This window comes from uncultured Streptococcus sp. (assembly GCF_963516575.1).
Classification (GTDB): Bacteria; Bacillota; Bacilli; order Lactobacillales; family Streptococcaceae; genus Streptococcus.
Genome location: NZ_CAUQCP010000024.1, coordinates 1 through 21,223, shown reverse-complemented (window position 1 = coordinate 21,223; position 21,223 = coordinate 1). Strand labels below are relative to the sequence as shown.

Annotated in this window: 18 protein-coding genes; 2 read left to right on the top strand and 16 right to left on the bottom strand. The window is 41.8% G+C overall.

All coding sequences use genetic code 11. The features are described 5' to 3' along the window. Positions 1 to 8 precede the first annotated feature (8 nt). From RWM06_RS05535 to RWM06_RS05465, 15 genes are all read right to left on the bottom strand, one after another. Positions 9 to 2,405, bottom strand: coding sequence for a primosomal protein N' (locus tag RWM06_RS05535; RefSeq protein WP_313970396.1), 2,397 nt, complete (start codon positions 2,403 to 2,405; stop codon positions 9 to 11). Between the two features lie 65 nt (positions 2,406 to 2,470). Beyond that, positions 2,471 to 2,785, bottom strand: coding sequence for a DNA-directed RNA polymerase subunit omega (rpoZ, locus tag RWM06_RS05530; protein WP_000979235.1), 315 nt, complete (start codon positions 2,783 to 2,785; stop codon positions 2,471 to 2,473). A gap of 24 nt (positions 2,786 to 2,809) precedes the next feature. After that, complete coding sequence (gene gmk, locus RWM06_RS05525; protein WP_313970395.1) at positions 2,810 to 3,436, bottom strand: guanylate kinase; 627 nt, start codon at positions 3,434 to 3,436, stop codon at positions 2,810 to 2,812. Positions 3,437 to 3,565: 129 nt separating this feature from the next. Then, entirely contained in the window at positions 3,566 to 5,179 is a 1,614-nt protein-coding gene (locus RWM06_RS05520; protein WP_313970394.1) for a ribonuclease Y, read from the bottom strand. Positions 5,180 to 5,382: 203 nt separating this feature from the next. Continuing rightward, positions 5,383 to 6,480 (bottom strand): nucleotidyltransferase, encoded by a 1,098-nt coding sequence (locus RWM06_RS05515; RefSeq protein ID WP_313970393.1) that lies wholly within the window; start codon positions 6,478 to 6,480, stop codon positions 5,383 to 5,385. A gap of 9 nt (positions 6,481 to 6,489) precedes the next feature. Continuing rightward, entirely contained in the window at positions 6,490 to 7,230 is a 741-nt protein-coding gene (locus RWM06_RS05510) for a class I SAM-dependent methyltransferase (RefSeq protein WP_313970408.1), read from the bottom strand. A 214-nt stretch (positions 7,231 to 7,444) separates the two neighbouring features. Beyond that, positions 7,445 to 7,795 (bottom strand): ribosome silencing factor, encoded by a 351-nt coding sequence (gene rsfS / locus RWM06_RS05505; RefSeq protein WP_313970392.1) that lies wholly within the window; start codon positions 7,793 to 7,795, stop codon positions 7,445 to 7,447. A 12-nt stretch (positions 7,796 to 7,807) separates the two neighbouring features. Beyond that, the gene (locus tag RWM06_RS05500) at positions 7,808 to 8,308 is read right to left on the bottom strand and encodes a cysteine hydrolase family protein (protein WP_313970391.1); all 501 of its coding nucleotides are present in this window, start codon (positions 8,306 to 8,308) and stop codon (positions 7,808 to 7,810) included. After that, positions 8,309 to 8,902 carry a bis(5'-nucleosyl)-tetraphosphatase (symmetrical) YqeK gene (gene yqeK / locus RWM06_RS05495; RefSeq protein WP_301352100.1) on the bottom strand — a complete coding sequence of 198 codons (594 nt, stop codon included), beginning with the start codon at positions 8,900 to 8,902 and terminating at the stop codon, positions 8,309 to 8,311. Continuing rightward, a complete protein-coding gene (locus RWM06_RS05490) occupies positions 8,902 to 9,531 on the bottom strand; it encodes a nicotinate-nucleotide adenylyltransferase (RefSeq protein WP_313970390.1) in 630 nt (209 codons plus the stop codon). The genes yqeK and RWM06_RS05490 overlap by 1 nt, the downstream gene beginning before the upstream one ends. Before the next feature lie 49 nt (positions 9,532 to 9,580). After that, the gene (yhbY, locus tag RWM06_RS05485; RefSeq protein ID WP_000060171.1) at positions 9,581 to 9,892 is read right to left on the bottom strand and encodes a ribosome assembly RNA-binding protein YhbY; all 312 of its coding nucleotides are present in this window, start codon (positions 9,890 to 9,892) and stop codon (positions 9,581 to 9,583) included. A 214-nt stretch (positions 9,893 to 10,106) separates the two neighbouring features. Next, positions 10,107 to 11,213 (bottom strand): ribosome biogenesis GTPase YqeH, encoded by a 1,107-nt coding sequence (gene yqeH, locus RWM06_RS05480; protein ID WP_313970389.1) that lies wholly within the window; start codon positions 11,211 to 11,213, stop codon positions 10,107 to 10,109. 2 nt (positions 11,214 to 11,215) lie between these two features. Then, on the bottom strand, positions 11,216 to 11,743 hold the full coding sequence (locus RWM06_RS05475; protein ID WP_313970388.1) for a YqeG family HAD IIIA-type phosphatase: 528 nt from the start codon (positions 11,741 to 11,743) through the stop codon (positions 11,216 to 11,218). Positions 11,744 to 11,757: 14 nt separating this feature from the next. Then, entirely contained in the window at positions 11,758 to 12,666 is a 909-nt protein-coding gene (locus tag RWM06_RS05470) for a magnesium transporter CorA family protein (protein WP_033678022.1), read from the bottom strand. 51 nt (positions 12,667 to 12,717) lie between these two features. Continuing rightward, entirely contained in the window at positions 12,718 to 13,284 is a 567-nt protein-coding gene (locus RWM06_RS05465; protein ID WP_102210432.1) for a mechanosensitive ion channel family protein, read from the bottom strand. Positions 13,285 to 13,587: 303 nt separating this feature from the next. Here RWM06_RS05465 and sstT point away from each other — a divergent pair, with 303 nt between their 5' ends. Both sstT and RWM06_RS05455 read left to right on the top strand, forming a co-directional pair. Then, positions 13,588 to 14,793, top strand: a complete 1,206-nt coding sequence (sstT, locus tag RWM06_RS05460) for a serine/threonine transporter SstT (RefSeq protein ID WP_313970407.1) — start codon at positions 13,588 to 13,590, stop codon at positions 14,791 to 14,793. A gap of 67 nt (positions 14,794 to 14,860) precedes the next feature. Beyond that, positions 14,861 to 15,814: an aromatic acid exporter family protein gene (locus tag RWM06_RS05455; RefSeq protein ID WP_313970387.1), complete on the top strand. Its 954-nt coding sequence runs from the start codon at positions 14,861 to 14,863 to the stop codon at positions 15,812 to 15,814. 274 nt (positions 15,815 to 16,088) lie between these two features. On the opposite strand, the gene RWM06_RS05450 is transcribed toward RWM06_RS05455, so the two are convergent. Continuing rightward, the coding region (locus RWM06_RS05450) for a MucBP domain-containing protein (protein ID WP_313970386.1) at positions 16,089 to 21,223 on the bottom strand (5,135 nt) is incomplete at its 5' end.

Here is a 21,223-nt window from a genome sequence, read left to right as displayed (position 1 = left end):
TCTCCTTCTTATAAAAATTGCTGTGGCTCATGGTCAATGCTGAGACGGAGCTCACTATTTTCCCGTTCTTGAGTCAAGGCCAAGACCTGGTTGAGGGTCGACCCCAGCTCATCTTCTAAACGGTATTTAATCAAAATCTGGTAATGATAAAGGTTGTGGGTACGAGCAATCGGTTTTGGCGTTGGGCCCAGAATGTGACTGGTATCTGACAATCCTGACCGCAAAATGTTCATGACTTCATAGGCACGTTTGACAACCTCCTCTTCTTTCTTATGAGAAAGGGTAATGCCAATGGTGAAATAGTAAGGTGGATAACCAAGTTGTCGTCTGATTCCCATTTCATAGGCATAAAAGCCTTCGTAGTCCTGATCCTTAGCAAATCTTATAGCATAATGCTGCGGATTGTAGGACTGAATCAAAACCTGACCAGCTTTTTCAGCACGGCCTGCACGGCCTGCCACCTGAGTCAAGAGCTGGAAGGTTCTCTCAGAAGAACGGAAATCAGGCAGATTCAAGGCTGTATCCGCATTTAGAACTCCGACTAGGGTCACATTGGGAAAATCCAATCCCTTGGCAATCATCTGAGTACCTAGTAAAATATCCGCTTCCCCTCGTCCAAACTGGTCAAGTAGAGCCTGATGACTGCCTTTCTTGCGCGTCGTATCCACATCCATCCGTAGAATACGTGCCTGAGGAAAGAGTTCTGCCAGCTCGTCATAAGCCTTCTGAGTTCCTGTCCCGTAGTAACGAATACTGTGACTCTTACAGTTAGGACAGACCTGAGGAATGTCCTTCGAAAAACCACAATAATGGCAGTTCATGGTCTTGGTATCCATGTGCAAGGTCAAGGAAATGTCACAGTTGGGACAAGTATCTACCGTCCCACACTCCCGACACATAACAAAGCTAGAATAACCACGACGATTGAGCATAAGAACCACCTGCTCTTTTTTAGCTAGACGGTCTTGGATAGCTTCTAGCAAAGGAGGAGTAAAGTTTGATGTCTCGTTTTGTCCAATATAGTCACGAAAGTCAACCACTTGAACCTCAGGGATCCTAGCCAAAGGATTAGCACGTTGGGTCAGACGTAAATGTTGATAGACACCTTTTCCAGCCCGAGCACGGCTTTCCAGACTAGGAGTTGCTGAACCAAGTACCAGAGCTGCTTGATTATACTGAGACCGTAAAATAGCTACCTCTCTGGCATGATAACGGGGATTGCTGTCCTGCTTATAAGTTGCTTCATGCTCCTCATCAATAATCATGACACCCAGATTTTTCAGCGGAGCAAAGATGGCTGATCTGGCACCAACCACAACTTGAGCATCTCCTCGTTCCACCTTGCGCCATTCATCATACTTTTCACCATTAGACAAGCCTGAGTGAAGAATGGCCACTTTCTCACCAAATCGAGCAATAAAACGCTCCGTCATCTGAGGAGTCAGGGAAATCTCAGGCACCAGCAAAATAGCTGTCTTGCCCTTGTCCAAGGCCCCTTGAATAATCTGCAAGTAAACCTCGGTCTTCCCACTTCCTGTAATCCCTTGAAGGAGGAAGGAAGGCTGGTAACTGCCAATAGCACTGACAACCGCATCACGCGCCTGTCTTTGCTCTGGATTCAACTCCAAAGGCTGACTTGTCTCAATGCCTTCAAAATAAGCAGCCGAGCGTTGAACTTCCTTTTGGACTATGGTAACAGCACCTTGTTTCACAAAGAAGTTGACTTGCTCCCGCGAGTAGATCTCTAACAAGCTAGCCAAGGAAGCACTCTCAGGATGAGACAGTAAATAGTCTCTCAATTCCAACTTTTTCTTGGCGCGTGTAGAAATCTCAACACCTTCTAATTGAGCAAGATTCACCTCATACCAAGACTGGGTCTTGACCTTCTTTTGATCAATTGCCTGGTATTCCAGACCAAGCAGGCCTTTTCTAGTCAAACGCATCATTTCAGCTTGCTTGCCTAAATCTAGAGAAGAAAAGGCAAGCGAATCTTCTGAACCAAACAAGCGCTCTCGGTCTTCCTGACTCAGACCTGCCAGAGGATAGAGAATCTTGTCATAGCTGGAGTTCAGAAATCCTGGTAACATAGCCTTGAGGATGGAAATTTTATAGGAAAAGACGGACTTGCGTAACTCCTCAGCCAACCAGAGCTGTTCTTGCGTGAGAACAGGAGAAAAATCCAACACCTCTGCAATATCTTTTAAATCTTGATTAGTCTCTCCTTCGTCTGATTGGGACTCCAAACCAAGAACAATCCCTTGAATCAGGCGATTGCCCTTACCAAAAGGCACATGAACCCGCATCCCAACTTCCAGCATTCCCTCAAATTCCTCAGGAATCCTGTAACTATAGGGCTGGTCCGTCTGCATCAAGGGCACATCTACGATAATCTTAGCTATGGCCATCTTCTCACCTCCTCCTCGTCAGTACATTCTTGCAATAGAAAAAATAAGATTGAGTCCCCCCAACCTTAAATTTTTTCACCATCTTCTTTTTCTTTAGCGATTTGCTCTTTGATTTTCTTTTCTTCTTCTTCTTTGCGACGTTTTTCTTCTTCGATACGGCGACGCACTGCTTCACGTTTTCCTTCTGGATCTGGGTGAATGGTAACGTTTCCTGATTCGATTTCTTCTAAAGCGCGAAGAGTTGATTTTTCAGATTTGAAACCTTGAGTTGCTGGTGCACCTGCTTCCAATTCGTGGGCACGTTTTGCTTCCAAGATTACGAGTGAATATTTTGACGGAACCTTGTCGAGCAAGGTATCAATAGAGGGTTTTAACATCATTTGCTTGTACCTATTTTCTAAATTTTATCGAGTAGTTGGAGATTTCGGTAACATCTCCTGATAGTGACCAATGACACGATCCACACGGAAGTGCTCTGCTTCGATAACACGTTTGACACGCTCAGCAGCTAGGGGCACCTGATCGTTGACAATCGCATAATCATACTCACGCATAAGCGCAATTTCTTCCTTGGCTTTTTCGATTCGTTGGGCAATCACTTCTGCACTGTCTGTTCCACGACCTACCAAACGATCTTGCAATTCATCCAAATCTGGTGGTGTCAGGAAGATAAAGACAGCATCTGGAACCTTTTTCTTGACCTGAAGAGCACCTTGAACCTCAATTTCAAGGAAAACATCGATTCCCTTGTCCAAGGTTTCATTGACATAGATCAGGGGAGTTCCATAGTAGTTGCCGACATATTCTGCGTATTCCAACATCTGTCCTTGACGAATCAGCTCTTCAAACTCTTCACGAGTACGGAAGAAATAGTCAACACCGTCTACTTCTCCAGGACGTTGTGCGCGTGTCGTCATCGATACAGAGTATTGAAATTGGTTTTCAGAACTCTCAAAAATCTCTCTTCTAACCGTTCCTTTTCCAACCCCTGAAGGACCAGAAAAAACGATTAGTAAGCCTCGGTCTGCCATTGTGTCTCCTTTTAGTCAGTCTGTGAAATAACATTTCTCTAGAATAATGGCAAAAAGCCAGATTATCCTTTACAGTCTTTCTATCTAGTGTAACAAAAAAGCAGTAATTTTTCAACTGCTCTTTCTTATTTATTTAGCATAATCTACTGCACGAAGTTCACGAATCACGGTTACCTTGATATTTCCTGGGTAATCGAGATTGTTTTCAATTTTCTCACGAACTTTGTGAGCCAAGATTGTGACTTTGTCGTCCTTGATTTGTCCTGGATTGACCATGATGCGGATTTCACGTCCTGCTTGAAGGGCAAAGCTAGTTTGCACTCCTTCAAAGCCGTTCGCAATTTCTTCCAAATCATGAAGACGCTTGATATAGCTTTCAAGAGACTCACTGCGAGCACCTGGACGGGCTGCGCTCAAGGCATCTGCCGCAGCGACGATAACTGCGATCACGCTTTCAGCTTCAACATCGCCGTGGTGACTAGCAATGGTATTCACCACAACTGGGTGTTCCTTGTACTTACGTGCCAATTCCATACCGATTTCAACGTGGCTACCCTCAACCTCGCGGTCAATAGCTTTTCCGATATCGTGAAGGAATCCAGCACGACGGGCAAGAGCCGCATTTTCACCAAGCTCACTCGCCATGATACCAGCCAACTTAGCAACCTCAATCGAATGGCGCAAGACATTTTGTCCATAAGAAGTACGGAACTGCAAACGTCCCATAATCTTCATCAAATCTGGATGAAGGTTCGGCGCACCAATCTCATAGGCAGCAGCCTCACCGTATTCACGGATTTTATTGTCAATCTCTTGACGGTTTTTCTCAACCAACTCTTCGATACGGGCTGGATGAATACGACCATCTTTGAGCAACATTTCCATAGTCATACGGGCAATCTCGCGACGAATCGGATCAAAACCTGACAAGGTCACCACTTCTGGTGTATCGTCGATAATCACATCAACCCCTGTCAAACTTTCAAAGGTGCGAATGTTGCGACCTTCACGACCAATAATACGTCCCTTCATTGTATCATCTGGTAGATGAACTGTTGAGTTTGTTGACTCCGCTACATATTCACCAGCAATACGTTGCATAGCTTGAACTAAGATGTCCTTGGCCATTTTGTCAGAACGTTCCTTGACCTCTTGCTCAGCTTCGCGAATACGGCTAGCAATCTCCTTGGTCAAGTTTTCCTCTGTCTGAGCCAAGATAATATCTCGTGCTTCTGCCTGAGACAGAGCACCAATACGCTCTAACTCTGCTTCTTTTTGTCTTTCGACTTCCTCTAATTGCTCTTCACGCGCATCAAGGTTTTTCGCTCTATCAGAAATACTTTGTTCTTTTTGTTCAAGTGTTTGTTCTTTACTCGTCAAATTGTCGTCTTTACGGTCGAGGCTAGTAGCTCTCTCGGTCAAACGACTTTCGATTTGTTTGAGTTCTTGACGTTCTGATTTGAATTCAGCGTCCACTTCTTCACGGTATTTTCTGGCTTCTTCTTTGGCCTCCAATAGTGCTTCTTTTTTAAGAGACTTGCTTTCACGTTTGGCTTCATTAACAAGTAAATCTGCTTCACGCTCAGCTTGTCCACGTAAATTAGTTGCTTCTTGTTCAGCATTTAAAAGCATCAACTCTGCAGCTTCCTGAGATGATTTCATCTTAGCTGAGATGCCGACATATCCAATGACTAAACCAATGATGACGGCAAAAACAGCAATCGCAAGCGACATGATTTCCATGTTTTTACCTCATTTTATTGTTATTCCGAATGACATACATTCTTTTACATTCTACCATAAAAAAGTGATTTTCACAAACCTAAAATAGAATATGTTTTGGGGAATGTGGTGTTTAATCAACTATAATTTATTAGTACAATCTCTATTTCTTAGAAATCGTAGTTTTAGTAGAGATTTGAGAAAAAGCCTACTTCGCAGTAGACTTAGTTTGTTTCTATTCTAATCGGTACTCTTCCAAAATTCTGTTCTGCTATACTTGGATTCCCCAGTTGGTAAATCTGGTCTGCCTTTTGAGTCATGGAATCCCACGGTTCTTTGCCAATTCGGCTGACTAGATTGACCTGTCCTTTCAAAGACTTGAGATGTTGCCTGCCTTTTTCGGTAAAGGCAAGAACATGAATCACTTCTGGCAAGTCATTTTCTCTAGCCTGCACCAAGATATAGGTCAATAGGCGTCTGACACGCGCTTTGGTATATCGTTTGGTCGCAACCGCCTCGACTAATTCTTCTACAGAGTGTGCTGTTTTAATAGCTTCATTAATGCGCACAGCCATTTCTTGATTAACCTGATAGATGGTGGTTAGGTCGGGATTGGACAAGATTTGATAGCGGAGCAAAGGAAAATAGTCGTCCCAACTCACCTTATTAGCCTGCTCAAAGAGAGCAACAGATGGCATAAAGCGTTCTAAGAAGTCTTGGTCCTTCTGGTGCTGACGGAGGGCTGTCGCCGAGGCAAAGTCCACATCCTTGTCGACAGAATGGTAACCAGCCCCCTGACGCTGAATCGGATGAAGTCTGATGTTGCGTCCCGCAACCGCCTTGGCATAGGCAAGAGCAAGAACATGATTGGGCGTATTGCCTGAAAAATCAAGACCTGCAAATTCCTTCCACATAGCTTGGGTTTTCTGGGGATAGGAAAGGGAATCAGGCAAATTTTCCACAAATTTCTCCATCTCAGCACCTTTCTCTGTGTATAAGTCAGCGATTTTCTGGTAATCCAGAACTTCCTCCGTCCCAAAGGCTAAGTTATCAATCCCTAACTGAGCTAAGATATCCACAGCTCCTTGACCAAAGAAATCTGCTGCCTGAACACTGACTAAAAAGGGCAATTCTACTACCAAATCTGCGCCATTTTCCAGAGCCATCTGGGCCCTTGTCCACTTGTCTACGATAGCAGGTTCTCCACGCTGCATGAAATTCCCTGACATAGCCACGATTTTCAGCCCCTCAGCCTGATTTAGCAGGTATTTATGCCCATTATGAAAGGGATTAAACTCCGCGATAATACCTGTGATGGTCATGATAATCTCCTACTTCTGCGCGACAAAAAACCAACGGGTGCTAGTTTCTGTTGGCTCCTTGTCTTCAAAGTCTGCATAGAGTTTGAAAGATTTGAAACCAGCCTGTTCCAGCAAGATATCATAGGTCAGAACCTCATAAGTCCGCTCCTCATGCACTTCATCGTGGCGACTAAAGGAACCGTCCGCCTCCTTGATAAAAAAGGTCAACTCATGCACGATGGAGTGAGGAGCCGCGTCCTCGTAGGTATCCCATAGCATGGCAAAATCTTCCGCATTTTCATGGTAGGAATAGCCTGGAAAAACTTCATCTGTCTGGTAGGTCGAATGCACATCAAAGATGAAGATGCCATCTTCGTTGAGGGCATTATAGACTTCCTTAAAGACGTCCCCTACTTCCACCTCATCCTGCATATAGCAGATAGAGTCCGAATAACACGTGACAAAATCATATTGACCTGACTTGGACAAATCCAGCATATTGCCTTCAATAAATTCAATCTTTTGCTTGGCGGAAGCCCCTCTCTTTTCGGCAATTTTCAACATATCCGCACTCAAATCAAGACCAGTCACATCAAAACCAGCCTGAGAGAAGCGCACAGATTGAATTCCTGTCCCACAAGCCAGTTCCAAGAGTTTCTTTCTCTCCTTGGTCTTAGGCAAATGACGAAGCGAAAAATCCGTCCATCTATCGTATAAACTGTCGTCCATGACCGCATCATAGACCGCCGCAAAGGTTTCATAAGTTGCCATAATCATGATACCAAGAGCCTCCATGGCAAACACCACTCGCTCTTTACCTTTCCATCAATTTTCTAAAATAAGCAAAGAAACCCAGTTGATTGCAACTGAGTTCAATTGTACACTATAGTCTTTTCGTTTGCTTTTAGTACTAGGCAACGAGTTGCAGGCATAACTGGAGTTAGGCAAAACGAGTTAACGCCGTAATAAAAGATAAAGGAAAAGACTATAAAGTTTCAGATAAGTCTACAGAATCCGCCTCATGCCATAGTTTTTCCAGGTTATAGTGGGAACGCATTTCTTCTGAGAAGATATGCACAACAACCCCACCGAGGTCTAGCAAGACCCAGCCTCCAGCTGCATCACCTTCGATATGGCTACCTTTAAAACCTGCATCCGCTACTTTTTCACGGATGTTATCAGCGATAGCGTCCAACTGACGGCTATTCATTGAACTAGTGATAACAAAGTAGTCCGTCACGCTAGTCAAATCTTGTACATCAAGTGCGAGGATATCCTCCGCACGTTTCTCATCAGCCGCTTTCACGACTAGTTCTAGTAATTCTTTTTCGTTCATTTAGTCCTCTTTCTAGAAAATATGTTTGTAATCTAGGACATCTGCAAAGCGCCCCTCCCAAATGCCCTCATAAAATTCATTTATCGTTTCTGCTGGAATGTCATCCACATCAAACGTTGTGCAAGTTCCTTCTGGAATAATAAGCTGATAGCCATATTCAAAGGCAACCTTGACAGAGGTATCCACACAATATTCTGTCTGCATACCACATAAAACTAATTTTTCAATCCCCTGTTTATCCAAGTATTCTTTTAAGCCAGTTTCTTTGAAAATACTGTTATACTTCTTCTGAAAGACCTTTTCATCAGGTTTTCGATTTAAAAGCGCAGATAACTGCCAATCTTCTGATGTTTGAGCTTCAGAGTTCTCAATATGTTGAACATAGATAATTTCAATATTCTTGCTTCTAGCTTGGTTTTGTAAATAAGAAATTTTTTCCAATAGTCTCTCTGTCTTAAAACCTGTTTCCACTAAAATATTTTGTACATCAATAATAATAAAAGCCGTCTTCATTTAGTCCTCTTTCAAATAGTGCACAAAGGCGTTATAGGTTTCAAGGGTTTGGGGATAGATAGGGAATCCCTGATGAGCTAGATGCTCCACGGTACGAGCTGTTTCGTAGGCCACTGCCTTATCAAGCGATAGACTTGCAATCTCACGTGCCACATCCACTCCTGGAAAGACACGATTGTGCTCGATATAGTCTGCGACATAGATTATCTTATCAAGATAGGTCATCTGACCAGCCCCAACTGTATGGATTTCAATAGCTCGTATAATTTCAGAATCATGCAAATCCAAGTCTTCTTGAATCTTGTAAATTCCGACCATACCATGCCAGACATTATTACCCCAGTTTTTGAGGTCAGGGTCTAGCTGATAACGGTCAATCAAGTCTAAAAACTCCTGATCTGACAGCTTCTTAGCATAGTCATGCAGAAGACCTGCAAGACCTGCTTTCTCAGAATCGACTCCAAATCGCTGAGCCAGTTCTATGGCTGCACGCTCCACACCCAAGCAATGGGTTAACCGTTTTTCAGGCAGAAGCTCTGCCATTTTTTCCAACAAAGCCTCACGAGAGCAGTTGATATAGTCTTGATAGGCCATCAGTAGAGCCCCTCCTTCTCGATGTAGTCTAGCACAGGCTGAGGTAGGAGAAAGTTTGGCTTCCGACCTTGGGCAAGGATATCACGCACCATGCTGGACGAGATATCCATGAGAGGCACATCCACCCAGATAACGGGATAGGAAGTCCCTGCCTTGTAGCGTGGGCGCTGAACCCCCACAAACTGAACCATGTCGACCAGCTCATCAATTCGATACCACTTAGGCAGATAGTCCACCATGTCGGCACCGATAATGAAGTAATAATCCGTGTCTGGATGTTGCTCTGTCAAGATTTTCATGGTGTCGTAGGTATAGGAAATGCCCTTGCGCTCTAGCTCAATGGTTTCAATGTCCAGACCTTCAATCCCCTCAATCGCCAACTCAATCATCTTGAGGCGATGGTGCTCAGGGATGGTTTCCTTTTTATCTACATGAGGAGGTTGGTATTCAGGCATGAGTAGAACTTGGTCCAGTCCCAACTGTTGCCGTACTTGGTCCGCAACAATCAGATGGGCATTATGAACAGGGTTAAAATTCCCCCCTAAAATCCCGACTTGTTTACGTTTTTTCTCCTTGATTTCTGGCTCCAACTCTACCTTGGTAAAGGGAGTCAATAATTCGATTGCCATAGGCTAGTCTCCTTCAATTCTCTGTAAAACAGCTGTTTGGAGTATGGTTTTAGATTTCTTTGACTTTCTTGGAAATCTTGCGATTCTCTTTCTTGCTGGATTGTTTATACAAAATCAAGATACGTCCGATTTTTTGGACTGTATCCACACCGATTTCTTCTTCCAAAATTTCAGCTACTTCGTGGATATTTTCATCGGTGTTTTGCAAAAGAGTCACCTTAATCAATTCGCGTGCATCAAGTGCTTGACGAACACTGGTTTTGATTTGGTCGTTGAGGCCATTTTTCCCTATTTGGATGATGGGTTTGAGGGTGTGTGCCTGGCTGTTGAGGAAGGCACGTTGTTTTGATGTTAATGACATAATTTCTTTAAAAGAGTTTCTTTTTATACTTTTCTGAAGTGGTGACGGACGTCAGCAAAGTCCTTTGGACTTTCATGACTAAAATTTGAGCCTAAGGTCTCAAATTTTCCGCAGTTGGTACAATCACTTGTACCAACTAACACCACGGCGAAAAGTATTCTCTATGGGGTTCGCCCTGCTCGTCCGAGTTCAGAAAACCCTTTCCTTTCTGTGTTTAAATAATTGCTTTTCGTGTGACGACGGCGACGCCTTCTGGTGCCCAGACGGCGACTTTTGCTGTGCCTGTTACGCGGATCCAGCCGAGTCCTGAGATGACTAGGTCTGTCTTGTCCTTGATGTTAAATACATGCTCAAGCAGTTTTGGAAAATCTTCTTTTTCCTTGCTATTTGGTGGTGTCAAAAGGGTTCCGACGTGCTTATCATAAAAGGCACTGGCTCCTTCAAGCTTGGTACGATGCAATTTGAGTTCATTGTCAAAGAAGGCTGTGAAACCTTGCTTTTCACCCGCAATGAAATCAAATCGTCCGAGACCACCTAGAAACAGGGTTTGTTCAGGATTGAGCTGATAGGTTTTAGGCTTTATTTCCTTTTTAGGGCTGACATACTTGAGATTTTTGGCCGTCAAGTAATGGGCCATCTGGTGACGGTGGATGATGCCCGGCGTATCGTAAATATAAGATCCGTCGTCAAGCGGAATCTCAATCTTGTCCAAGGTTGTTCCTGGGAAACGTGAAGTTGTAATCACGTTCTGGTCACCCGTAATTTCTTGAATAATAGCATTGATAAGGGTTGATTTTCCAACGTTGGTCACACCGACCACATAGACATCGCGGCCCTTACGGTAGTGCTCGATTTTGTCAATGACTTCCTTAATGGCATGTTTGTTTTGAGCTGAAGTTAGGACGACATCAACAGGACGAAGCCCTTCTTCATGGGCACGTTCCATGAGCCACTGGCTAATCTTGCCCGGTTTAACTGACTTGGGCAGGATATCTTTTTTATTTCCCACCAAAAGGACATCATTGCCCGATACAAAATGTGGCAAGCCTGGGATGACAGAGCCATTAAAATCAAAGATATCAATGACATTGACCACTAAGGCATCACTGTCTCCCACCTCGTGCAAGAGCTTGAGGAAATCATCGTCCGTCAACTGGACATCTGTGATTTCATTGTAGTGGCGGAGACGGAAACAGCGTTGGCAATAGACTTCGCCAGTCTCCAAACCTTTTTCAAGTGCCGACTGGGGAGTAAAACCAAGACCAGCCTTGTCTGTCGTCTGAATGGTTGCTCCACAACCAATACAGAGAATTTCTTCCATAGTTAAATTCCTTTTTTATATGTAATCGGTCCGTACTTTTCAGTGATTTTTCGCATGACACGACGCTCACGAGCTCGGTTAATCTGCGTTTTGATCGAGTCATGTTGGACCAAGGGTTTGACTAAAATCGAGCGAATGCCAGCACGGTGGGCTGCGCGAATATCTGTCATAAGCTGGTCGCCAACCATGACCACTTCCTTTTTCTCATAGTGGAATTCCTTCATGGCACGATCAATCCCAAATGTGAAGGGCTTCAATGCCCAGTAAACGTAATTAATTCCAAACTTCTCAACTGCTCGTTGGACGCGTTTTTTGGTGTTATTTGATACCACGATAATGCGAATGCCCGCATCCTGAAGTTCATGTAGCCATTGCTTCATCTCTGGCGTCCCGTCAGGATTATTCCAAGCTATGAGGGTATTATCCAAATCGACCAAAACAGCCTTGATTCCCTGCGACTGCAGGCTTGGAACTGTCAGATCATAGACTGCTTCCACAGCAAAATCTGGCATATAGTTTTCAATCGCCATTCTGGCTCCTTTTCTTAACTTTTTTTCGCAATTTTCCTTAGCAATAATGACAGGACAATCCACAACCCAGCACTGGCTAAACTAATGTAGAGCCAAGCATGGGGTTCATCTGTTAAAGGTAGGGGAACATTCATTCCGAAAAAGCCTGTCACTACTGCCAAAACCGCTAGCAAGACTGAAATGATGGTCAAGGTTGTCAAATTATCATTCAGATTATTGTTTAGAATGTTGTTGTAAGATGCTGATAGTTGTTGGAGGACTTGAGAAATCAAATCCGTCATGGACACCAGCTGATGAGCCTCAATCATGGCATCATCAAACTGCTCCCTCTCAATCTCGTTAAAACTGCGATAGAGGGCATGTCCTTGGATATGCTCCAGCAACATGCGATTTTGCTTGGCAGCTGCAGTGAGGTAAACCATACCAGTCTCCAAGTCGGAAAGGGCAAAGAGGTTTTTCTTAGTCGTCCGCTGGCGCAAGAGGCCATTAACCTCATCCTTACTCTTGTCCATCTGCTCGATGACAGGATAGTAGGCATTGCTGATGATTTCCAGACTGGCAAAGAGAAACTTGTAAATCGAAAGCGTGTCATGACTCTCCAGATAACGGGTCATCTGTTCAATGACATAGGCGTTCTTGGTATTACTAATGGTAATCAGGCGACGATGTTCCACGATAAAGGTCATGGGAAAGGCTTCGTAGTAGGCCTTATCCTTTTTCAAGTTCAAGACATTGTAGATAAAGGTTACCGTCCCATTTTCACGGTGATAATCCATGTGGGCACGCTCATTTCTATCCAGCGCATATTCGATGGTTTCCTTGTCCAAACCGTAGATTTCAGAAAGATCCTCTAGTTTTTTCAACTTGTCCAAATCTAGGTTAATCCAGGTACAACCATTGCCCAACTGTTTTTCTAAAAACATCTTCTCTCCTTTACCAAACTCTTTCTATTGTACCATAAATCTGCTAAAATTTCAGGCCTGGTCTGTCCGAGAGAAATTGCTGACGACGGTGATATTCCGATTGGGTACGAAGTGCAGAACCTGGTCTTCTCCTCTGAGTTGCGTTGTTCGAATGCCAACACTAACCACCTTGCCCGATACAGTAATAGGACCATTTGTCAGAACGACCTCATCTCCCACATCCAGTTGACGTTCAAAAAGGATGAAAAAGCCATTGATGACATCAGACAGAAAACCTTGTGCTCCCATCCCAATAGCCACCCCAGCAATCCCAGCACCTGCCAGCAAACTAGAAACTGGCAAACCCAAAATAGACAAGATACAGTAAAGCAAAAAGAAATAAAGGGTATAATTAAACACATTCTCTAATAAACGTGAGATGGTTTTCTGACGCCCGACATCGTGACGAGACATTTTTAAAGAGGGTTTGACAACTCTCTGCACCATGGTATGAAGCAGTTTTTTAGCTATGTAGAAGAGTAAAAATAAGAATAAAAGAGAAAGTATCTTGGTCAAGATATTCTCGATAATCGCTGTAATATCAATCTTATTGAGATAGGTTTGAATAAATTCTTGCATAGAAAACTCCTTTCATTTATTATACCACACTTTCATAAAGTGTCATTCTCCATAAATATTCAAAAATAATTTCAAAAATAGACAGAAAATTCTTGATTTTAGTTCATATTTATACTATAATCATAAACATTACACAACTAATACTCAATGAAAATCAAAGAGCAAACTAGGAAGCTAGCCGCAGGCTGCTCAAAACACCGTTTTGAGGTTGTGAATAGAACTGACGAAGTCAATAACCATACCTACGGCAAGGTGAAGCTGACGTGGTTTGAAGAGATTTTCGAAGAGTATAAGGAGGTTATTATGAAAAAACTCATTCATGCTTGGAATAAGGCTAGTCTGATCAAACGTATCTTGATTGGTATGCTTATTGGAGGAACCCTAGGACTGACATTTCCTAACATTTCAGGAATTGGACTGCTAGGAGATCTCTTTGTTGGTGGCCTCAAAGCCATCGCACCGATTCTGGTCTTTGCCCTCGTTGCCAATGCCCTTTCCCAACATCAAAAGGGGCAAGATAGCAATATGAAAACGGTTATCTTCCTTTATTTGGTGGGAACCTTTGCCGCTGCCCTTATCGCTGTACTAGCAAGTTTCATCGTACCTGTTGAAATTACCCTAAATAGTGCTAATACCGATATTGCTCCACCAGATGGGATTGGACAGGTCCTCAGCAACCTCTTGCTCAAACTTGTTGACAATCCAGTCAATGCCCTTGTCACAGCCAACTACATTGGTATCCTATCATGGGCAGTGATTTTCGGTATTGCTATGAGAGAAGCCAGCAAAAATAGTAAAGAATTGCTGAACACCATAGCTGATGTGACTTCTAAGATTGTCGAATGGATTATCAACCTAGCTCCATTTGGAATCCTAGGCCTTGTCTTTAAAACTATTTCTGATAAGGGAATCGGAAGCCTAGCCAACTATGGAATCTTGCTTGCCCTCTTGGTGACAACCATGTTCTTTGTAGCTCTGGTTGTCAATCCATTGATTGCCTTCCTCTTTATGAAGAGCAACCCTTATCCCCTCGTTTGGAAATGTTTGCGTGTCAGCGGTGTGACAGCCTTCTTCACTCGTAGTTCTGCAGCTAACATCCCTGTCAATATGAAACTTTGCCACGACCTTGGACTAGATCCAGATACCTATTCAGTTTCTATCCCACTTGGTTCTACTATCAATATGGCCGGAGCAGCGATTACCATCAACATTTTGACCCTTGCTGCAGTTAACACTCTTGGAATCCCTGTTGACTTTGCGACAGCCTTTGTCCTTAGTGTAGTAGCAGCAATCTCAGCCTGTGGTGCTTCTGGTATTGCCGGAGGATCCCTCCTTCTTATCCCAGTTGCTTGTAGCCTTTTTGGTATTTCTAACGATATTGCCATGCAAGTGGTTGGGGTTGGATTTGTGATTGGTGTCATCCAAGACTCATGTGAAACAGCCCTCAACTCTTCGACAGATGTCCTCTTTACCGCCGTTGCCGAATACGCAGCAGCCCGCAAAAAATAACTCATAAAGGCAAGCCTACTCAGGTCTTGTCTTTTCCGCTTTTATTCTAACTTACTAGGAATTTCATATGTCTATTAGCCAACGTACGACCAAGCTCATCTTAGCTACCTGTCTTGCCTGCCTTCTTGCTTATTTTCTCAATCTCTCCTCAGCTGTCTCGGCTGGAATCATCGCCCTCTTAAGCCTATCCGATACTCGTAGAAGTACCTTAAAACTGGCTCGCAATCGTCTTTTTTCCATGCTCCTAGCTCTGGCTATCGGTGTTTTTGCTTTTCACTTGAGCGGATTTCATATCTGGAGTCTTGGCCTCTATCTTGCCCTCTATGTGCCTCTAGCCTACAAGATGGGCTGGGAAATTGGCATCACACCAAGTAGCGTTTTGGTTAGCCATATCTTGGTGCAAGAGTCAACCTCTCTAGACCTTCTAGTCAATGAATTTCTTCTCTTTGCTATCGGTACAGGGTTTGCCCTACTGGTCAATCTCTACATGCCTTCACGAGAAAAGAAAATTCAGCTCTACTACACAATGGTTGAAGAAAAGTTAAAAGATATTCTCCAGCGCTTCAAATATTATTTATCCAGAGGGGATGGACGCAACCGAGCACAGCTGGTTGAAGAATTAGACACCCTTTTAGAAGAAGCCCTCAGACTAGTCTATCTAGATTACTCTGACCACCTCTTTCACCAAACTGACTACCATATCCACTACTTTGAGATGAGACAGCGACAAAGTCGTATCCTGCGAAATATGGCCCAGCAAATCAATACCTGTCACCTAGCTGCCAGTGAAAGTCTGATTTTAGCGCAACTCTTTTCAAAAATTGCAGGTCAACTTAGCCAGACCAATCCTGCTTCTGATTTACTAGATGAAATTGAACGCTATCTAGAAGTTTTTCGCAACCGCAGTCTGCCTAAGACCAGAGACGAATTTGAAACCCGCGCCACACTCCTTCAACTCCTACGTGAAGCCAAAACCTTCATCCAAGTAAAAGTTGATTTTTACCAAAAATATAGAAAGTAAAGGGAAATCGGTCATACTAAACCAAACAGAAAAATGAAAATAGTTTAGATGTTCATTTACCCTAGACCGAACCAATACAAGAAAAGTTCAATATAAAATCTCCAAACTAGAGACTATAAATTTAGTTCACTAGTTTGGAGATTTTTCAATATACCTTGTTATGACTCTCTTACTATGCATTTCTCTAATTTTCCCAAAAAACTGATGAATCATTTGACTCATCAGTTTAGGGGATTATCTGTTCATTCAGAACTATGAACAGCATTGAGAAAGATTAGTCTTCCTTCTTCTTACGAGCTACAAGACCAAATCCGCTCAATACTCCAAGAAGTCCAAGTACTGAAAGGTTAGCGTGATCTTCTGTACCTGTATTAGGCAATTCACGTTTAGCTTCAGCTTCTTTCACTACTGCTGTCTGAACTGGTTGCGCTGACTGTTCAGGCATAGTTGGAGTAGTTGGTTGAACTGATTCAACTGGAATTGTAGTTTGAATCTTACGATAAATATTACGAACATTGCCTATAGAATCTCGTTTGATACCAATCAACTCATATCCTTCGATTTCTCTACCCGGATGTGAACCATTTTCTTCATGGATGATCACATTACCGTTTTCATCTACAAACGTTGTTAAAACAGAATCAATAGATGGTGTAGAAGTAGATGGATTTGATGATGTAACTTTTTCAGATGGCTTGTTCACTTTAGATTCATTCTCTTCACGAGGAGTTGAAACTTTTTGGTAAACATGGATTGTATTTCCTTTTTTATCTTTCTTCGTTTCTTTGAAAGTATAGCCAGAAATAGTTGCTTTATCTTTCGTTCCTTTTTCAGGTGATTGAATTACATTACCATTTTCATCAACGAATCTCGTTTCTACTTTACGGTATACATAGTCGACAATTGTTGCACCTTCTACAACTTCACCTTTTTCAACAGATGTGTCTGAAGCTTTTACAAGTTCATAAACATCACCGTTTGCAGCAATAATGACTGAAGGTTTATTGTCAGTTGTATCATATTTTTCACCAACTAATGTTGCATCAGTGTCAACTACTACATTAGGAATATCTTTTCCTTCTGGAGTTTTTCCTGAAATTGGGTTACCTTCTTCATCTACATAGTTTACTAATACTACTCCGATGTGTGCTTCTGGGAATTCTTCTGTGTTGTTTAAGATTTCATAAACATAAGTTACAACAGAAGTTCTACCTTTAACACCTGATTGTTCAGCATCAGAGTCTTTCGTAACTTTCTTCAGTGTATAAACCTTACCATCTTTTGTAGTAATGGTTTGTGGTCTATTGTCAGTTGTATCATATTTAGCATTTAGTGGTGAATTTGGGGTATCCACAACAGTACTTCCTACTTCTTTACCTGTATCTGTGATACCTGAAATTGGACGTCCAAATTTATCCGTATAAAGTACTACTACGCTACCGAAGTTTTGTTTTGGTGCTGGTTCTTTTACTTCTTCGTATACATAAGTAATAGTTTGCTCTTTATCACTTACTTTACCTGTTTCAGAAGCTGAATCAGATTTTCTTTCTTTCAGTAGATATACTTTTCCATCTTTTTCAATACGTTCTGGTTTTAAGACTTCAGTTGATGCGTCATAATCAGTTGATACTAATGTGTCTTTTGGTTGTACTGTTTGTGAATCTTTCAATACTTCTCCAGTAGTTGAAATGTAAGTTACTTTAACAGTTTCACCTTTAGCTGGCTCATAAATATGTTTCGTATTTCCTTTGTTATCAGTTTCTGTACGAACTAATTTATAGCCATAGATATTTTTCTTAGGTTGTGTTCCATCCTCTTCAGGTACAACTGGTGTATTATTCTTATCTACAGTAATTGGATTTCCAGCTTCATCTACAAATGTTGTAACTGGGCGAACTGTTGGTGTGTAAGTTTTTTCAACTTTTGTTCCGTTCGCATCTTTTACTTGAACTGTAACTCCAGTAGCTTTTCCTACGAAGTCTTTTTCTGGTGTGAATGTAATAACATTATTTGCTAGTGTATATGTACCTTCACCTGGAACTTTCACTTCTGTTGTCGGTTTTCCATCTTTTCCTACTAGTGTAGTAGTTGTTGGATCTAATGCTACATTTTCATGACCTTTGTTGAAGTTTACTGTAGAGTTATCTTCATCTTTCTTATCAAACACGATTGGTGATGTTTGAGGTTGTGCTTTTGGTCCTTCAGTTTCAGCATTTTCACCTGTTGGTGTTACTGGGGTAACTGTTGGGGTGTATGTTGCCGTTACTGGTGTTCCGTTCTTATCTACACGTTTTACTGTTACTCCTTTTGCTGTTCCTGTGAACTGTGGTTCTGGAGTGAAGGTTACTTTACCATCTTTGTCAACTGTGTATGTTCCTTCTCCTGGTACTACAACTTTTCCTTCAGGATTTGCTCCTTCTAATGTTGGGGCTACTTCTTCATTGATTGGCACATTAGGGTTTCCTGGTTTAAATGTTGGGGTTCCCTCTTGTGTTGCTCCTTGAATTCCTGTAGTTTCTGCAGGGGTTCCTTCTGGCGTTACTGGGGTAACTGTTGGGGTGTATTTCTTCGTAACAACTTTACCATTCTCATCTTCAACTTGAACTGTTACTCCTTCAGCTGTTCCAGTGAATGTCTTAACTGGTGTAAAGGTAATTGCACCATCTTTCAATTCATATGTTCCCACTTCTGGTACAGTAATTGTTGTAACTTTTTCACCATTTCCATTGACTAATGTTAATGTATCTTGTTTTAATTCAACTCTTTCATGACCTGTTTCAAAGTTTACTGTTGTATTATCAGCTTCATCTTTTTGATTGAATACGATTGGTGATGTTTGAGCAATTCCTTGTGGTCCAGTCGTTGCTGAATCTTTACCTGTTGGTGTTACTTCGATAACAGTTGGAGTGTAAGTTGTCTCAACTTTTGTTCCATTTGCATCTTTGATTTGAACTTTAACTGGTGTAGCTTCTCCTGCGAAGTCTTTATTTGGTGTAAAGATAATAGTTTTATTAGCTTTATCCAATTCATACTTACCTTGAGGAGTTGTTACGCTAGTGACCTCTTCTCCAGCTTCATTTAATAATGTTAATGTATCTGGATTTAATTCTGTTCTTTCACCTTTAGGACCTTGTTCAATTCCCTTATTGAAGTTAACAGTTTTCCCTTTATCGTCTCCAGTTTCCTCAGTATCTAGCACGATTGATGACGTTTGTACTTTACCTTGTACATCGCTTGTTGTTGAGCTTTCAGCTGTTGGTTTTACAGGTACAATTTCTGGTTTGTATGTTGCTTTTGAAGTAATTGTAGCTGGTTCATTCTTCTCGTTTGTTACAGTTACTGTTGCTTCTACTTCAATTGCTGGTACTTCACCTGTGTAGCTTGGTACTGGTGTGAAGGTTACTTTTCCAGTTTCGTCAATTACAAATGTTCCTTTTCCTTCTACTGTTACAGAGTCTTTTGGTGTGTTGTCTGATGGATCAACTAGTTTACGACTTGTAATTGAAGCATTTGGTACACCTTCTGGAATTGTAAAGGTTGGTGTTCCTTCTTGTGGTACACCTTGGATATTTTTAGATGTTTTGTTTTCTGGAGTTACTGTTAATGGAGTTACTTTTGGTGTATACTTCGCATCTTTTGTTTCTCCGTTTTCATCTGTTGCTTGTACTGTGATTCCATCAGTTGTTCCTGTGTATCCTGGTTTTGGAATAAATGTTACTTGACCAGTTGTCTTGTCAATCTTATATGTTCCTTGTTCTGGAACTTCGATTTCAGTACTATCTACAGGTGTTTTGCTTACTGGATCTACTAGTTTGTATCCTGTAATTTGCACATTTGGACTTGAAATTGTGAATTCTGGTTTTCCAGTTTGTGTTTGTCCTTGTGGTGCTTCTGATGTCTTATCAACACTTTCCATTGTGACATCTGTAACTGTTGGAGTATAAGTTGTTTCAACTTTTGTTCCATTCACATCTTTGATTTGAACTTTAACTGGTGTTGCTGTTCCTACAAAGTCTTTATTTGGTGTGAACGAAATTGTTTTGTTAGCTTTGTCTAACTCGTACTTACCTTGAGGTGTTGTTACGCTAGTTACTTCTGCACCTGTTGAATCCAATAATGTTAGAGTTTCAGGATCTAACTCAACACGTTCTCCTTTTGGTCCTGTTTGAGTTCCTTTATCAAAGTTAACTGTCTTACCTTTATCGTCTCCAGTTTCTTCTGTATCTAGCTTGATTGGTGATGTTTGTACTTTTCCTTGTACATCACTTGTTTCAGATTTTTCAGCTGTTGGAGTTACTGGAGTGATTGTTGGTGTGTACGTTGTTTGTACTTTTACATTATTAGATCCTGTTGCTTGTACTACTGCTGGTTCTACTTCACCTGTATAAGTTTTATCTGTTGGTGTAAGTGTTACTTCTCCAGTTGCTGGATCAATTGTGTACGTACCAATGACATCAGTTGTTCCTTTTTTGTATGCAGGAGTTGTTGTTACTTCAGCTCCATCTTTTACAAGTGTGTAACTATTTTCTTTAATCGTTACTTCTTTTTGTTCACCATTTACTTCTACTGTGCTTCCAGTGAATGTTGGTGTTCCTTTTTGTTCTAACCCTTGTAAGTTTGTTGAAGTTGCAGGTGTTTTACCTAACTCTAGAGGAACAATTTCTGGTTGGTATGTTGCTGTTTGAGTAATTGTCGCAGTCTCGTTCTTCTCATTTGTTACAGTTGCTGTTGCTTTTACTTCAATCGCTGGTACTTCACCTGTGTAGCTTGGTACTGGTGTGAAGGTTACTTTTCCAGTTTCGTCAATTACAAATGTTCCTTTTCCTTCTACTGTTACAGAGTCTTTTGGTGTGTTGTCTGATGGATCAACTAGTTTACGACTTGTAATAGAAGCATTTGTGACATCTTCAGGAATTGTAAAGGTTGGTGTTCCTTCTTGCGGTACACCTTGGATATTTTTAGACTCTTGACTCACAGCAATGATAACAAACGGATTTACTGTTGGTGTGTACTTCGCTTCATGTGTCTTTCCAACATCTGTCACTGCTTGTACATTAATTCCATCCGCTGGTCCTGTGAATCCTGGTTTTGGAATAAACTTAACTGTCCCAGTTGTTTTATCAATTCTATATGTTCCTTGATTTGGAACATCAATTTCTTCATCATCTACTGGTGTATTCGTTGTCGGATTGATTAATTTATATCCTGTAATACGAACATCTGGACTAGATACTGTAAATTCTGGTGTTCCTGTTTGTGTTTGTCCTTGTGGTGCTTCTGTCTCTTTCGGAGTACCTTCCATTGTTACATCTGTAACTGTTGGAGTATAAGTAGTATCCACTTTTGTACCATTTGCATCTTTGATTCGAACGCTAACAGGTTTAGCTACACCTGTGAAAGTTGCATTTG